The sequence below is a fragment of the Pantoea conspicua genome, from assembly GCF_002095315.1.
GTDB classification, from domain to species: domain Bacteria; phylum Pseudomonadota; class Gammaproteobacteria; order Enterobacterales; family Enterobacteriaceae; genus Pantoea; species Pantoea conspicua.
Map to the genome: position 1 here is coordinate 1 of NZ_MLFN01000008.1, position 15,824 is coordinate 15,824.

General features: G+C 56.9%; 14 protein-coding genes. 8 read left to right on the forward strand and 6 right to left on the reverse strand.

Translation table 11 applies throughout. The features are described from left to right. Both xylB and xylA read right to left on the reverse strand, forming a co-directional pair. Positions 1 to 1,310, reverse strand: a 1,310-nt coding sequence (gene xylB / locus HA41_RS04810) for a xylulokinase (protein ID WP_094119814.1), incomplete at its 3' end; no start/stop codon positions are given. Positions 1,311 to 1,327: 17 nt separating this feature from the next. Further along, a complete protein-coding gene (gene xylA, locus HA41_RS04815; protein ID WP_094119815.1) occupies positions 1,328 to 2,650 on the reverse strand; it encodes a xylose isomerase in 1,323 nt (440 codons plus the stop codon). A gap of 343 nt (positions 2,651 to 2,993) precedes the next feature. On the opposite strand from xylA, the gene xylF reads away from it, so the two are divergent. The 8 genes from xylF (at position 2,994) to HA41_RS04865 (ending at position 11,542) form a co-directional block, all read left to right on the forward strand. Beyond that, complete coding sequence (xylF, locus tag HA41_RS04825) at positions 2,994 to 3,986, forward strand: D-xylose ABC transporter substrate-binding protein (RefSeq protein WP_094119816.1); 993 nt, start codon at positions 2,994 to 2,996, stop codon at positions 3,984 to 3,986. A gap of 28 nt (positions 3,987 to 4,014) precedes the next feature. Next, entirely contained in the window at positions 4,015 to 5,535 is a 1,521-nt protein-coding gene (locus HA41_RS04830; protein WP_094119817.1) for a xylose ABC transporter ATP-binding protein, read from the forward strand. Next, positions 5,528 to 6,718, forward strand: a complete 1,191-nt coding sequence (gene xylH, locus HA41_RS04835; protein WP_094119818.1) for a xylose ABC transporter permease XylH — start codon at positions 5,528 to 5,530, stop codon at positions 6,716 to 6,718. The genes HA41_RS04830 and xylH overlap by 8 nt, the downstream gene beginning before the upstream one ends. A 94-nt stretch (positions 6,719 to 6,812) precedes the next feature. Next, complete coding sequence (gene xylR, locus HA41_RS04840) at positions 6,813 to 7,991, forward strand: D-xylose utilization transcriptional activator XylR (protein ID WP_094119819.1); 1,179 nt, start codon at positions 6,813 to 6,815, stop codon at positions 7,989 to 7,991. Between the two features lie 230 nt (positions 7,992 to 8,221). After that, entirely contained in the window at positions 8,222 to 8,713 is a 492-nt protein-coding gene (locus tag HA41_RS04845; protein ID WP_094119820.1) for an Hcp family type VI secretion system effector, read from the forward strand. Between the two features lie 89 nt (positions 8,714 to 8,802). Beyond that, complete coding sequence (locus tag HA41_RS04850; RefSeq protein ID WP_244175092.1) at positions 8,803 to 9,123, forward strand: polymorphic toxin type 44 domain-containing protein; 321 nt, start codon at positions 8,803 to 8,805, stop codon at positions 9,121 to 9,123. Then, the gene (locus HA41_RS04855; protein ID WP_244175087.1) at positions 9,068 to 9,529 is read left to right on the forward strand and encodes a hypothetical protein; all 462 of its coding nucleotides are present in this window, start codon (positions 9,068 to 9,070) and stop codon (positions 9,527 to 9,529) included. Before HA41_RS04850 ends, HA41_RS04855 begins: the two co-directional genes overlap by 56 nt. A 561-nt stretch (positions 9,530 to 10,090) precedes the next feature. Further along, positions 10,091 to 11,542: a sugar porter family MFS transporter gene (locus tag HA41_RS04865; RefSeq protein WP_094119824.1), complete on the forward strand. Its 1,452-nt coding sequence runs from the start codon at positions 10,091 to 10,093 to the stop codon at positions 11,540 to 11,542. Positions 11,543 to 11,575: 33 nt separating this feature from the next. Here the strand turns inward: HA41_RS04865 and HA41_RS04870 are convergent, their stop codons facing one another. From HA41_RS04870 to dnaT, 4 genes are all read right to left on the reverse strand, one after another. Beyond that, on the reverse strand, positions 11,576 to 12,709 hold the full coding sequence (locus HA41_RS04870; protein ID WP_094119825.1) for an ROK family protein: 1,134 nt from the start codon (positions 12,707 to 12,709) through the stop codon (positions 11,576 to 11,578). 127 nt (positions 12,710 to 12,836) lie between these two features. Next, positions 12,837 to 14,348, reverse strand: coding sequence for a sodium:solute symporter family protein (locus tag HA41_RS04875; RefSeq protein WP_094119826.1), 1,512 nt, complete (start codon positions 14,346 to 14,348; stop codon positions 12,837 to 12,839). 150 nt (positions 14,349 to 14,498) lie between these two features. Beyond that, positions 14,499 to 15,239: a replicative helicase loader DnaC gene (dnaC, locus tag HA41_RS04880; protein WP_094119827.1), complete on the reverse strand. Its 741-nt coding sequence runs from the start codon at positions 15,237 to 15,239 to the stop codon at positions 14,499 to 14,501. Next, complete coding sequence (gene dnaT, locus HA41_RS04885; RefSeq protein WP_094119828.1) at positions 15,239 to 15,775, reverse strand: primosomal protein DnaT; 537 nt, start codon at positions 15,773 to 15,775, stop codon at positions 15,239 to 15,241. Before dnaT ends, dnaC begins: the two co-directional genes overlap by 1 nt. Between the last annotated feature and the right edge of the window lie 49 nt (positions 15,776 to 15,824).

The following is a 15,824-nucleotide window of genomic DNA, read 5'->3' on the forward strand; positions in this document are numbered from 1 at the left end:
TCCAGCGCCAGCTGGGCCAGCCTGGCCGCACCGAGCGCCGGACCGACTTCACCACCGTGACAGTAATCAAGCGTCTGGCCGCTGATGTCCGCCAGCATCTGACGCCACATTGCACTGCGCGCGCCGCCCCCGATCAGCATAATACTTTTCGGCTGTACGCCGCAGTCGTGCAGCACATCAATGCCCTGTGCCAGCGCGAAACCGACACCTTCCAGCACCGCCCGCGCCAGCTCCGGCCGACCATGCTGGTGGGTAAAGCCAAAAAAGGCGCCTCTGGCGTTGGGGTTGTTATGCGGCGTGCGCTCACCCGAGAGATAGGGCAAAAACCACAGCGGCGGCACATCATCTCGTGCCCGTGACGCCTCATTCAGCAGCGCGGGCACATCGTTGCAGCCGGTCAGCGCAGCCGCCCAGTCGAGGCAGGAGGCAGCGCTGAGCATCACTGACATCAGATGCCAGCGCTGCGGTAAGGCATGACAAAAACTGTGAACCGCCCGCTCAGGATTACTGAGATAGCCTTCACTAACCACAAAGTAAACGCCAGAGGTGCCCAGCGACAGCATGCCCTGACCCGGCTCGGTCATGCCGACGCCAACCGCACCCGCCGCATTGTCGCCACCGCCCGCCGCCAGCGGCACCGGTTTCATTTTCCAGCGCGCCGCCAGGTCAGCATTCAGCGTGCCGGTCAACGCGTTGCCTTCATACAGCTGCGGCATCTGCGCACGGCTGAGGTCACAGGCACGCAGCATCTCATCACTCCAGTCACGCCGCGCCACATCCAGCCACAGCGTGCCAGCCGCGTCGGACAGATCGGTGGCGAAGTCGCCACTCATCCGCCAGCGCAGGTAATCTTTCGGCAACAGCACTTTGGCAACCTGACTAAAGATAGCCGGTTCGTGCTGCTGCACCCACAGCAGCTTGGGCGCTGTGAAGCCCGGCATCATCAGGTTACCGGTGATCGCCCGGGCGTCCGGCACCTTCTGCTCCAGCTCACGACACTGCGCCTCGCTGCGCCCATCATTCCACAGTATCGCCGGACGCAGAACGCGGCTGGCGCTGTCAAGCAGGGTCGCGCCATGCATCTGGCCGCTCAGCCCGATCGCCTCAACGGCGCGCAGATCGTGCTGCCCGCTGAGCGCCTGCATGGCGTGGTCCAGCGCCTGCCACCAGCTTTCGGGATCCTGCTCGCTCCACAGCGGCTGTGGACGTGAAACCTGCAGCGACGCCGTTTCTGTCGCCATCACCTGGCCGGCGGCATCCACCAGCACCACTTTGATGCCGGAGGTGCCTAAATCGATCCCGATAAACATGCTCTGCTCCTGAAATTTTAAAAATCAAACAGATAGTGATTCACCAGGTTTTCCAGCTGCTCCTGGCGTCCGCTCTGATGCTGCGGATTCAGCTGCTGTTGCTGAGCATGCGCCGCCAGCGAGGCGAGGGAAAACTCGCCTTTTAAAATTTGCTGGCCGAACTCACCATTCCAGCCGCTGTAACGCTGTGCTACGCGCTTATCCAGCTCGCCGTCGCTGATCATCCGGGCCGCGACCTTCAGCGCCAGCGCCATGGTATCCATTGCGCCGATATGACCGTAGAACAGATCGTATTTGTCGGTGCTCTGACGCCGCACTTTGGCATCAAAGTTTAAGCCGCCGGTGGTAAAGCCGCCCGCCTTGAGGATCTCATACATCACCAGCGCATTCTCTTCCACGCTGACCGGGAACTGATCGGTGTCCCAGCCACACTGCGCGTCACCGCGGTTGGCATCGACCGAGCCAAAAATGCCCAGCGCAATGGCGGTAGCAATTTCGTGATGAAAAGAGTGACCCGCCAGCGTGGCATGGTTCGCCTCGACGTTGACCTTGATCTCCTTCTCCAGCCCGAACTGTTTCAGGAAGCCATACACGGTGGCCACGTCGTAGTCGTACTGATGTTTGGTCGGCTCCTGCGGCTTCGGCTCAATCAGCAGTGTGCCCTGGAAGCCAATCTTGTGTTTGTGCTCAACCACCATCTGCATAAAGCGGCCAATCTGCTCACGCTCCTGGCGCAGATCGGTATTCAGCAGGGTTTCATACCCTTCGCGGCCGCCCCACAGCACATAGTTTTCACCGCCAAGGGTTTTGGTGGCCTGCATCGCGCTGCACACCTGGGTTGCGGCCCAGGCGAAAACGTCCGGATCGGGATTGGTGGCGGCACCGGCACCGTAGCGCGGATGGGTAAAGCAGTTCGCCGTGCCCCACAGCAGCTTCACCCCGGTCTCCTGCTGCTTCTCCAGCAGCTTATCGGTCATCACGGCAAAGTTATCCTGATAGCTGCGCAGCGAATCGCCTTCAGGCGAGACATCAACGTCATGGAAGCAGTAATAGGGCACGTTCAGCTTGTGAAAGAACTCAAAGGCGACGTCCGCTTTTTGCTTCGCCAGCTGCAGGGCATCCCCGCTCTTTTGCCAGGGACGGTCAAACGCGCCGACGCCAAACATATCCGCGCCATTCCAGCAGAAGGTGTGCCAGTAACAGGCCGCAAAGCGCAGATGTTCGGCCATGGTCTTGCCGAGGATCACCTCGTCAGGATTGTAATGACGAAAGGCGAGAGGCTGAGTCGATTTGGTGCCTTCATAACGGACGCGATCGATCTGATCGAAATAAGCGTGCATGGTTTGCTCCTTAGCATCAGGACCCGAATGGTCTGCATTGAAGCGATATTTGATAATGGCTGTCGGCGCGTCTCAATTACGATATTTCACACTGACGGTCAGATAATTATTATTTGTGGACTGGCTCGCAAAATAACCCCTTTTTTTTACGCTGCCACGCCAGTGATATTGGTTACTCCGAAAAAGATGAAATATCGATCGCGCTCATAAAAAAAGAAATAAACCAAAAAACGTAATAGCTGGATAAAAATCAGTAATTGATGTGGCGGGAAAATCAGGGCAACAATTCATCCGCCTGGTTCATGGGCCAACGACAATAGCCTCAACCTACAGGATGCACATAATGAAGATAAAACATGCGCTGTTAGCCGCCTGCGCTGCGCTGGCTCTGTTCAGCCAGACCAGCGTGGCCAAAGAAGTAAAGATCGGCATGGCAATTGATGATTTGCGTCTGGAACGCTGGCAAAAAGACCGCGATATTTTCGTCAAACAGGCGGAGTCGCTGGGCGCGCAGGTGTTCGTTCAGTCGGCAAACGGCAATGAAGAGACCCAGATGTCGCAGATTGAAAATATGATTAACCGCGGCGTCGATGTGCTGGTGATTATTCCCTACAACGGCCAGGTTCTGAGTAATGTGGTGGCGGAAGCGAAACGGGAAGGGATTAAAGTTCTGGCGTATGACCGCATGATAAATAACGCCGATATCGATTTTTATATCTCGTTTGATAATGAAAAAGTGGGTGAAATGCAGGCCGAAAGCATAGTGAAGCAGGTGCCTAAGGGTAACTACTTTTTAATGGGCGGCTCCCCGGTCGATAATAACGCCCGCCTGTTCCGTGCCGGCCAGATGAAAGTATTAAAACCCTTTATTGATAACGGCAACATTAAAATTGTCGGCGATCAGTGGGTCGATGCCTGGCTACCGGAAAACGCACTGAAAATTATGGAAAACGCGCTGACCGCTAACGGTAACCACATCGATGCGGTGGTGGCTTCGAATGATGCCACCGCGGGCGGCGCGATTCAGGCACTGAGCGCGCAGGGACTGGCGGGCAAAATCGCCATCTCCGGTCAGGATGCCGATCTGGCCGCCATCAAACGGATTAAAGCCGGTACCCAGACCATGACGGTCTATAAGCCGATCACGGAACTGGCCACCGAGGCGGCAAAAATTGCGGTCGAGCTGGGTGATGGCAAAACGCCGGCCAGCAACAGCACGCTGAACAACGGGCTTAAAGAGGTGCCGTCGCGGCTGCTGACGCCGATTCAGGTCAACAAAGACAATATCGAAAGCACCGTGGTGAAAGACGGTTTCCACAAACAGAGCGAACTCTGACCGCGCCTGGCGTGAGGGAGAACAGTCGATGCTGCTGGAAATGAACAACATCACTAAGCGTTTCGGCGCGGTGAAAGCGCTGAATGATGTCAGCCTGCGGCTGGATGCGGGTGAAGTGATGTCGCTGTGTGGCGAAAATGGCTCGGGCAAATCGACCCTGATGAAAATCCTGTGCGGACTCTACCCGCACGGTGATTTTGATGGCCAGATTCACTTCTCCGGTGACGAAATTCAGGCGCAGACCATTCGGGATACCGAGCGCAAAGGCATTGTGATCATTCATCAGGAGCTGGCGCTGGTGCGGCAGCTGACGGTGATGGAGAACATTTTCCTCGGTGCCGAGCTGGGGCGCTTCGGTCTGGTGGATGATGAAACCATGACGCTACGCTGCCAGCAGTTGCTGGCGCGGGTCGGGCTGAACGTCTCGCCTGCCACACGGGTAGGGGATTTGGGCCTCGGTCAGCAGCAGCTGGTGGAGATCGCCCGCGCGCTGAATAAACAGGTGCGATTACTGATTCTGGATGAGCCCACCTCCTCACTGACCGAACAGGAGACGGAGGTGCTGCTCGGCATCATCCGTAACCTGCGTGAACACGGCATCGCCTGCATCTACATCTCCCACAAGCTGAACGAGGTCAAAGCGATCTCCGATACCATCTGCGTGATTCGCGACGGCCAGCATATCGCTACCCGGGCGGCAGCGGGCCTGAGTGAAGATGACATCATCACCATGATGGTGGGACGTGAACTGACCGCGCTCTATCCTCATGCCCCGCATCAGATTGGCGACACGGTGTTGAAGGTGGAGAACCTGACGGCCTGGCATCCGGTTAACCGCCATATCCGCCGCGTCAACAATGTCTCGTTCAGCCTGAAGCGTGGCGAAATTCTCGGTATCGCCGGGCTGGTCGGTGCGGGCAGAACCGAAACCGTGCAGTGTCTGTTTGGCGTCTGGCCGGGACGCTGGCAGGGCGATATCTCGATCAACGGCAAGCCGGTCAGGATCACCGATTGCCGTGCTGCCATTGCGCACGGTATCGCCATGGTGCCGGAAGATCGTAAAAAAGATGGCATCGTGCCGCTGATGGCGGTGGGGAAAAATATCACCCTCGCGGCGCTGGACCAGTTCAGCCACCGGCTTTCCACGCTTGATGAGGCGCAGGAGCAGCAGGCGATCAACGCGGCGATCACCCGCTTACGGGTGAAGACCTCCTCATCCGAATTGCCGATTGGCCGGCTCAGCGGCGGTAATCAGCAAAAAGCGATTCTGGCGAAGTGCCTGCTGCTGAATCCGCAAATCCTGATTCTGGATGAACCGACGCGCGGCATTGATGTGGGCGCGCGTCAGGAGATCTATCTGCTGATCAATGCGCTGGTGCAGCAGGGCATTGCGGTGATTGTGATTTCGTCCGAGCTGCCTGAAGTGCTGGGCCTGAGCGATCGGGTGCTGGTGATGCATGAAGGGCAAATCAAAGCTGATTTGATCAACGATAACCTGACTCAGGAGCAGGTGATGGAAGCCGCCCTGCGGAGTGAACATTATGCTTAAAAGTGAAAGTACCCAAAGCAGCCTGTCCGGGTCCGGTACGCCGGGCAAGCCGTCGCCCGGCAAATTCTCCCTGCCCAACTTACAGGTGCTGGTGATGCTGGGGGCGATTGTGCTGCTGGCGCTGTTCTTCACCTGGACCACCGACGGTGCCTGGCTCAGCCCGCGTAACGTCTCCAACCTGCTGCGCCAGACCGCCATTACTGGCATCCTGGCGGTGGGAATGGTGTTTGTGATTATCTCCGCGGAGATCGATCTGTCGGTCGGTTCAATGATGGGACTGCTGGGCGGTGCTGCGGCAATTTTTGATGTCTGGCTGGGCTGGCCGCTGCCGCTGACCATTGTGGTAACGCTGGTCATGGGACTATTGCTCGGTACCTGGAACGGCTGGTGGGTCGCCTATCGCAAAGTGCCGTCATTTATCGTCACGCTGGCCGGCATGCTGGCTTTTCGCGGCATCCTGGTGGGCATTACTGATGGCACCACGGTGGCGCCAATCACGCCGGGCATGTCGCAGATTGGCCAGAGTTATCTGCCGGGCGGCGTCGGGTTTGGTTTTGGTTTTGCCGGACTGGCGCTGTTTATGCTGTGGCAATGGCGTTTGCGTCTGCGCCGTCAGCAGCTCGGGCTGGCACAGAGCGCCGCCAGCGGCACCGTCGCGCGTCAGGCGATCACCGCCATTCTGGTGCTGGGCGCAATCTGGCTGCTGAACGATTATCGCGGTGTGCCAACCCCGGTGTTACTGCTCGCCTTGCTGCTACTGGCCGGGATGTTTATGGCGACGCGTACCGCTTTTGGCCGCCGCATTTACGCTATCGGCGGCAATATTGATGCAGCGCGGCTGTCAGGAATTAACGTGGCGCGCACCAAACTGGCAGTGTTTGCGATTAACGGCGTGATGGTGGCGATTGCCGGGCTGATCCTCAGTTCGCGACTGGGTGCCGGCTCGCCTTCGGCGGGCAACATTGCCGAGCTCGACGCCATCGCCGCCTGTGTCATTGGCGGCACCAGTCTGGCCGGCGGGGTTGGCTCGGTAGCGGGCGCGGTGATGGGGGCCTTTATCATGGCCTCACTGGATAACGGCATGAGCATGATGGACGTGCCGACGTTCTGGCAGTACATCGTCAAGGGTGCCATTCTGCTGCTGGCGGTGTGGATGGATACCGCCACACGGCGTCGGGTGTAATCGCGCGGACGATCACATTGTGACGCAAACCCTTTTTATGCCTGCTGTCAGCCGTGCTATGCAATGCGCTGAGAATCTAAGGGAACGCGCCACTATGCATGATAAACGTTACCGCATTACCTTGCTGTTCAACGCCAATAAGGTCTATGACCGTCAGGTTGTCGAAGGCGTCGGGGAATATTTACAGGCGTCGCAAACCGACTGGGATATTTTCATTGAGGAGGATTTCCGCTGCCGTATCGACAACATTCGCGAGTGGCTGGGTGACGGCGTGATCGCCGATTATGACGATCGCTCCATCGAAACCCTGCTGTCGAATGTGCCGGTGCCGATCGTTGGCGTCGGTGGCTCTTATCACCGACAGGAGGATTATCCGCCGGTGCATTACATCGCCACGGATAATGCGGCGCTGGTGGAGCGGGCCTTTATGCATCTCAAAGAGAAAGGCATCAACCGCTTTGCTTTCTACGGGTTGCCGGCCTCAGGCGGTAAGCGCTGGGCGCAGGAGCGGGAACAGGCGTTTCGTCAGCTGGTGATGCGTGAGCGCTATCAGGGCGTGGTCTATCAGGGCATGGAAACCGCCCCGGAAAACTGGCAACACGCCCAGAACCGGCTCGCCGACTGGCTGCAGACGCTGCCCCCGCAAACCGGCATTATCGCCGTCACCGATTCACGGGCGCGCCATCTGCTGCAGGCCTGTGAGCACCTGAAAATCCCGGTGCCGGAAAAGCTGGCAGTCATTGGCATTGATAACGAAGAGCTGACGCGCTACCTGTCGCGCGTTGCGCTCTCCTCGGTGGCGCAGGGCTCGCGGCAAATGGGCTATCAGGCGGCCAAACTGCTGCACCGTCTGCTGGATAAGCAATTACTGCCGCTCCAGCGCATTCTGGTGCCGCCAGTGAAAGTGATTGCCCGCCGCTCTACTGACTTCCGTTCACTGCGCGATCCCGCTGTTATCCAGGCGATGCACTACATCCGCTTTAACGCCTGTAAAGGCATCAAAGTCGAGCAGGTGCTGGATGCTATCGGTATGTCCCGATCCAATCTGGAAAAACGATTTCGCGATGAAACCGGCGACACTATCCATGCAATGATCCACCGCGAAAAGCTGGAAAAAGCCCGTGAGCTGCTGGCGTCATCGTCACTCAATATCAATGAAATCTCGCAGATGTGCGGTTATCCGTCTCTGCAATATTTCTATTCGGTCTTCAGGAAAGGGTACGACACCACGCCGAAAGAATATCGCCAGCTTTATGGTGAAAACGTGTTGTAACAGCGCGGCAGGTCTGATCAGGGTAATCGATGGGAAGAGGCTGGGAATCAGGAGATAGCCCTGGAAAAGCGTGTTTTTATGAACAGGCTCAATGGAGGTTTTACCTGTCCCGTCGCCCTCCTGGGCAACCTTATTTCATAATAGCGTGCCGTTCAATTTGGTTATTTACTCAGCAATGGCAATTACATACACTTTGTAGGGATTTAATCACAACACAAGGATGAAGGAACATGGCTATTCCTGCCTACTTATGGCTCAAAGACGACGGCGGCACTCACATTCAAGGATCGGTGGATGTTCAGGACCGCGATGGCAGCATTGAGATCAACGGTTTTTCCCATAACCTGAGCATCCCGACAGATGGAATGACCGGAAAGATTACCGGGACACGCAGGCATTCCGCTGTGATTATTCAAAAAGAGTTTGATAGGTCCAGCCCCTGGCTTTATAAAGCCGTTGCCACGGGACAAATCCTCAGGTCAGCAGAGTTTAAATGGTATCGCATTGATGACGCTGGACAGGAAAGGGAATACTTCAACATGCTGCTTGAAGGTGTGAGGATTGTCGGCATCTCTCCTGTGATGCATGACACGAAAGATCCGACCAAAGAAAAACATAACCACCTTGAGTGTGTAGAACTTCGCTACGAAAAAATCACCTGGAAGCACTGCGACGGCAACATCATGTTTACTGATAGCTGGAACGAGAGAGTGCAGGCGTGAGATACCCAACTTTAGCTGCATCACCTCATCCTCCCTATGATGTCGCCTCTTTTACACCTTCTGGAGTCAGCATTGTCAATAACATGATGATGGCGCGATTTCATCGCGGACCCTCAGCGCTGACCTATTTATGGTTTTATCAGCAGGTGAGAGGACATGGCCCATGGGATTACAAACAGCGCGGCCCGCAATTCGAAAACTTCGGTAACTTTCATTACGGTGCTGTTGGTCATGCTGCCGGGATTACCGATGAGGTGTTACTCAGAGGCGCAGGATGGGCACAAAGCAGGGCAGGAACAGCTGACCCAGCCTGGGGGAACTGGACAGGCTCAGCGCCTTACGGTGATGATCCTGATGATCAGTATTGGATTAGGGCGGGCATTGATTATGCAAAACGCGCGGGCTTTTAAGAAGCGATACCTTCTCCTGATGCTGCTGGTCGCGGCCGTTTTCGGCGCTTACCGGATGTGGCACTTCTCACCGCTTAAGCAAGAGTTGGTCAGGAAAGAGAAGGTAAACAACCTGGCGAATCTTTACATCACACAAGTCAGTGCCGGTGCCACTACCGGCTTCTCGTATCGCTTCTATTTGTATGATGCCTCCAAAGATGACAACGCGTTTATGGCAAGTCTGAACGATGATGATAATGCACCTTTCATCATCACCACGGATAAAGAGGCCCTGAAGAAGATCAGCAATAACGCGGTCTTTTTGGCGGTGAAAGGAACCGTTTATGCGTTTCATAGTCCTGCGGATTATCGGGCAGGCGGGGCAATTTATTCCGTTCCGGTTTACCTCTCATCCTCACCTTTCTGAGCGCGGTAAGGCTATCGGACATTTTTGTAGGATCAGCTCTTTTTTTAAACAGACCGCCAATAGTCAGAACGGTTTTTTGTTCTGAAAAAATCATGACTGGAAATTATATTTCATCAGCCGGGCAGGGACATTGATTCTGAGACGCTGCCCGCCCGGCGGCCGCAAACCGCTCTCTCTGCACCGACCCGCATACCCTTAAAAATCAGCCGTATGGCAGCAGCCTTCTCCGGTCTCATTTCGCGCGCTTTTTCACCAGACTTGCTCTTTTTCACTTTCTTATCGGCACCCACCGTCGCCGCTGCAATCATGCGTATAGTGAGGTGAATTGCGCAGTTATGTTTTATAGCATTGATTATTAATAGATTTAATGATGGTTTTTCCTCATCGCGCGCAAAAAAATTCCAACGCGGCTCACACTTCCGAAAGAATTAATCCAAATTATCTTATTTAGAAAATATATTTCACAAGTACCCAAGCGCTGAAACACTTAAACCACGGACAATCATACCTCCTCTTTCTGAACCGATCCGGTTCAGGCAGTAGAGAACAGGAGCCTGAAAAATGGAAACCCGGCAAAAACGCTACAACATGAAATATGTCATGCTCTGTTGCACCGTCGCCGCCTTTGGCGGTCTGCTGATGGGCTATGACTCATCGATTATCTCTGGTGCTATCGAACCGCTCAGTGACTATTTTCAGCTCACCCCAGCTGAAACCGGCTGGGCCGTGTCAAACATCCTGCTGGGCAGCCTGGTGGGTTGTTTTATTGCCCCGAAGCTCAGTGATAAATTTGGCCGCAAAAAATCACTCGCCATTACCGCGTTGCTGTTCACCGCCTCGGTGGTCGGCACCGCTATCGCCCACAACTTTTTCACCTTTGTCGCGTTCCGCATCCTCGGTGGATTAGCGATTGGCCTGGCCTCAGTGATCTCGCCGATCTATCTGGCAGAACTGTCACCGTCGAAGTTTCGCGGCCGCACCAGCGCGCTCTACGCCGTCTGCTGCGTTGGTGGACAATCGGTGGTGCTGCTGACCAACTACATCATCAATAAATCGATGCTGCCCGAGGCGATGGTTGATATCGGCTGGCGTTACATTCTGGCCACCGCGCTGGTGCCGTGCGCGCTGTTCATCTTTTTCATTGCTTTTATTCCGGAGTCGCCACGCTGGAACGTGCTGAAAGGCAAAGACAAAGAGGCGCTGGATACCCTGAGTAAAATTTCAAACCCGGCACACGCAGCGAGCGTATTCGATGAGATTAAACAGTCGTTCTCTGATGAGGCCGCCAGCCGCCATCAATCCCGCTTCCGTCTGAATAAAACCACGCTGCCGTTGTTGATCATCGGTATTGGTCTGGCGGTGGGCAACCAAATCAGCGGCATCAACGTGATTCAGTATTTCGGCCCGACGTTGCTGAAAAATGTCTCCGGCAGCACTGATTCAGCGCTGCTGCAGACGTTCTGGCTGTCAGTCTGCCAGTTTGTCGGCGTGCTGATGGGGATGGCGCTGATCGATAAAGTCGGGCGGCGTAAGCTGTTGCTGCTGGGTGCGATTACCTCCGCCATTTTCCTCGCCTATACCTTTATCGCGTTCTATTACCGACTGCCAGGGCTGCTGGCGGTGGTGGGTTTGTTTGCCTACATGGTGTTCTTTGGTATGACCTGGGGACAGATTGTCTGGACCGTACTCGGCGAGCTGTTTCCCACCGAAATTCGATCAATCTGCGTGGGCATCTCCATCTGCGCCATGTCGATGGCAAACTTTGTTATCAGCACCACGTTCCCGATCCTCAACAGCAACGCTTTCCTGCTTGAGATGTTCCACGGCGGTTTCCCGTTGTTGCTGTTTGCGCTGTTTTCACTGGGTATGTACTTCTTCACTTTTCGCTATCTGCCAGAAACGGCTGGACTGCCGCTGGAGAAAATCCATGCGCGCGTACTGGATAAGTTTAATATTGACCCGCGCGAAGCAGACGAGGCGATCAGCGTGCCGGTTAGTGACGTCCGATCATAAAAAAAGGCAGCTCACGCTGCCTGATAACCCGTGTCAACCGACCCGCTGCTCGGTCTGCTCAATCAGCGCCAGCGCCAGCCCGTTGGCCGGGTCGATGCGGTTATCAAGAAAAAGCAGCTGGGTATGCGCGGCGGTAAAGGCGAGGGCGCTGGCCTGGGTGTTATCGCGTACCGCCTTGCAAAAGACCGGGCTGGCATTCCACGGACAATCAATCATGATGGTCGCCGGATTGAGCAGCAGCATAATCTGGCTCAGCGCCACCCCCAGATAGCTGCCCGCCTGCGCCATCACCTCATCCACTATCCGCGGCGCGCTGTCGCGGTTCTGCCAGCTCAGACCAGGCTGGCGCTGCGCCAGCTGCTGTTTTACCGCTGGCTGGCTGATCAACGCCTCAAGACAGCCGCGGCGGCCGCAGCTACAGCGCGGGCCTTCAGGCTGCACCGTCAGATGGCCCGCTTCACCGGCGGTCCAGCTGTGGCCGGTAAAGACTTCACCGTGCTGCACCAGGGCCCCGCCAATCCCCTCCGAGATACGCAGATAAAAATGACCGCTGTCGACTGACAGACCGCGTTGCTGTACCGCCAGCAGTGCTGCAGCTTTCACATTGTTCATGATGCGGATCGGTAACCGGACGTGCTTACGCAGCGCGGTCAGCAGATCCACATCCTGCCAGTCGAGGTGTGAAGAGAGATGCATCCAGCCGCGCCGGGGATCGACGATGCCGGGAAAACCCAGGCCGATACCCAGTAAATCGGGATAACGACCGGCCAGTTCCCGGCATAGCATCGCCAGTTCGGCCAGCAGACGGGTCGGATTTTCAGTATCGGTACGCAGCGTCTGTTCAGCCAGCACCTGAGAAAAGTAGTCGCAGACCCGCCAGTGGATCACATTGCGTTCCACCATTACTCCTGCGCTTTTTAGCTTCTCTGGCCGCAGGCTAATCTCAATTTTGGGCCGTCCGGCCGCAGCCACGCTGACCGGCCCCAGCTCTTCGATCAGCTCCTGCTCCAGCAGATCATCAATGATCAGTGAGACCGTATTTTTGCTGAGCGATAAGGCCTGGGCCAGATCCTGGCGCGAAGTGACGCGCAGTCTCCGCAACTGGGTCATTACCCGTTTCTGGTTATTAAGTCGCAGTAAGGCGGGACCTTTGCCGTTTGCTTTCATGGCGGATTCACCCAACAGAGGAGGAATAATTCAGTGTATCAGCCTGTGCCGGTTCGTCATCCCACACTTTTGCGCGCTGTTTCACACAACGAGGTGAGATCCCGCTGGCCGGCCGGGCGAGAAAGGCTTAACGCAGGATTTTCTGTTGCTCCGGGGCGGTAGCCGGCACGGGGCGATCCTGATTAAGCGCCTCCAGTAGCGCATCGACCTGCGGGCTGACCGGCGAGCGACGCAGCCAGCCCATCAGGGTAAACAGCAGCAACGAGGAAAACACCGGCGCTGCCACCAGGGTCGCCAGACTGGCGTCGTCGATCACAAACCGTACGCAGAAAAAGGTGCCGACGCCTGTGGCCCAGCTGACCAGCGCCGCTGTGCTGCCAGAGCGACGAAAAGCGGGCAGCAGGCCCAGCAGCATCGGAATTGAAATCGGCCCGACCAGCCCGCCAAACCAGATAACCAGCAGCGACAGTACGCCGCCGAACCGGCTGGCATTCAGGGCGATCACCAGCGTGGTGAGAATAAACAGGAAGGTAATACAGCGCGCCACCGGCAGTGAACTCTGGCCGCGCGGAAAAGTACGTGGCCAGATAGCAGGCAGAATATCGCGGGTGACCACCGCCGTAATAGCATTAGCGTCTGAAGAGGTCATGGAAAGCGTATGGGTAAACATCGCCACCAGCATCAGTCCGATCAGACCGTTGGGCAGTAACTGCATCGCCATCATCGACCAGGCGCGCGACGGGTCGGCCAGATTGGGAAACAGCAGCGGTGCGGCCCACATCGGCCAGAACAGCACCAGTGGCCAGATCAGATAGAGCGCCGCTGACAGCAGCGCCGCCTTGCGCGCTTCGCGTCCGTCCGGTGCGGCGATAAACCGCTGCGCCAGATTCCAGGTGCCGCCGTTGTAACTCAGGGTGTAGATCAGCAACCAGGAGAAGATAAAGCCGGTGGTGTAAGGGCCCTGCACGATTTGCAGGTGGCTGGCCGGCAGCCGATCCCAGATCGTCAATAGTGCGCCAGCGCCGCCGAGCTGCAGCCCAACCGCCACCAGCATCACCAGCGCGGCGACAAACTGCACCAGAAACTGACCAAAATCGTTGCAGGCATCGGCCCACAGACCGCCGATGATGCTGTAAAACAGACTCAGCCCGCCAGCAATGGCAATGCCCGCTGGCAGTTCGAGGCCGGTAAAGACGTTGATAATCACCGCAATGGCGGCCCATTTCGCCCCGACATCCACCGTTTTTAGCAGCACGCCGCTGCAGGCCAGCACCATCTGGGTCGGCAGGTTATAGCGGGTCAGCAGATACTCGGTAGGGGATTCAATCTGCATATAACCACGCAGCCTGGCCCAGCGCGGGGCAAACAGCGATGAACCGATCAACACCGCCAGCGAGATCGGTAGCGCCCACCAAAACCAGATGGTAATGCCCATGTTGTACGCCACCGCGCCATAAGCCACAAAAACGGCGGCGCTGTAGCCAGACATATGGTGGGAAATGCCGGAGAGCCACCAGGGCATCCGGCCACCGGCGGTAAAGAAATCACGGGTATTGCCGACTCTGCGCATCGCCCACAGCGTGATCAGCACAATCATCAGCGCGTAGAGCGCAATTACAGCGTAATCAAGCAGGTTCATGGCGGACTCCACCCGGCCTGCCGCCTGGCTGGCAACGCGGCGCAGGCAGGTCAGCAGCAGGGCGACTGACGATGAATCGGTCCGGCGGCGTTACGCCGGCTGAGTGCAGAGACGCCGCTCAGCCGTGTGGTCAGCCCGGCGGGCAGGGGATTAATATTCGTCGCCGCGGACCCGGCTGCGATAACTTTCCCAGTCGAAGCGCACCCAGAGGCTGTTTCCAAGTCGCATCCGGTCCATGACGCGTTCGCCAAGCAGCGCGTTCATACCGGCATGGTCAAGGTTAGAAAGCATGCCGGTCGGACGCTTGGAGGAGGATCGGCGATCCACGATCTGATTGATGATGACTTTTTCGTAGCGGGACTCGCTCTGCATGCCAATCTCATCAATCACCAGCAGATCAACGCTGCTGAGGTCCTGAATCAGTCGCTCTTCGGTAATGCCGCTGCTGCCGCTGAAGGTGCCTTTCATGCTCGACATCAGATCGGCGACCGTGACGATCAGCACGCTCTTACCGCGCAGGATCAGATCGTTACCAATCGCCGCCGCCAGATGGTTTTTACCGGTGCCGGGACGGCCCGAAAAAACAAAGCTGGCAATACTGCCGTCAAATTCGGCGGCGTACTGCCGCGCCAGATCCAGCGCTTTGCGCTGGCCCTCATTTTCCACCCGGTAGTTATCAAACGAGCAGTTCATATGCAGTTCACGGATACCGGAGCGGCCCATAATGCGCTGCATTTTCATGGCGCGGTTTTCACGCACAATCGCTTCAGAGCGCAGACGGCCCTGCTCCTGATTCCATGCCAGCAGCTCTTCGCCATTAGAAAATTTTGGTCGGGTGCCGGCAGGCATCATTCTTTTCAGACGGCTAAAGAGATCGTTCGGCGTTTTCATCACTCACCTCGGAAACCATCGGGAATGGTACGGTCAGGGTCAGGCAACTGCGTGATATCACGCTTCGGTTGCCCGCCGTTGGCGGCGCGGTTCATCTGAATGCTGCGCGCCAGTTTTTGTTGCCACTGCACATGGTGAAACAGCCGACCTTCTGCCTGCCAGTAGGCGACAAAGGCCGCCAGCTCGGTGGCGGTTACCGGTTCGCTCAGCGCCACGCCCCAGATGGCGGCCTGGCGGGTAAAGTCGGCGTCGGGCTGCCAGCCAGCATACATGGCGAACTTACCGACCGGCGCAGAGATGGCCGCAGGCGCATCGTCATACAGGCTGTCATCCAGCGCCACATCATTCGGCTGCCGGGCAGCGGCTTCCAGCGCCAGGAGCTGCGCCAGACGCGCCGGGGTGATGGCGTACATCACCGGCGCGTAATCCTCTAACACCGCCAGCGTACCGTTCTCCGCCTGTTGCAGCGCGGTCAGCGGGTCCTGACGGAAGGCATCCAGGCCAATGAGCGTTGAAGTTAAGATTTTGACTGACATGAAAAGACCTGAGGTTAACGAACACCTTGCGTCGGGACATCGCCGCCGA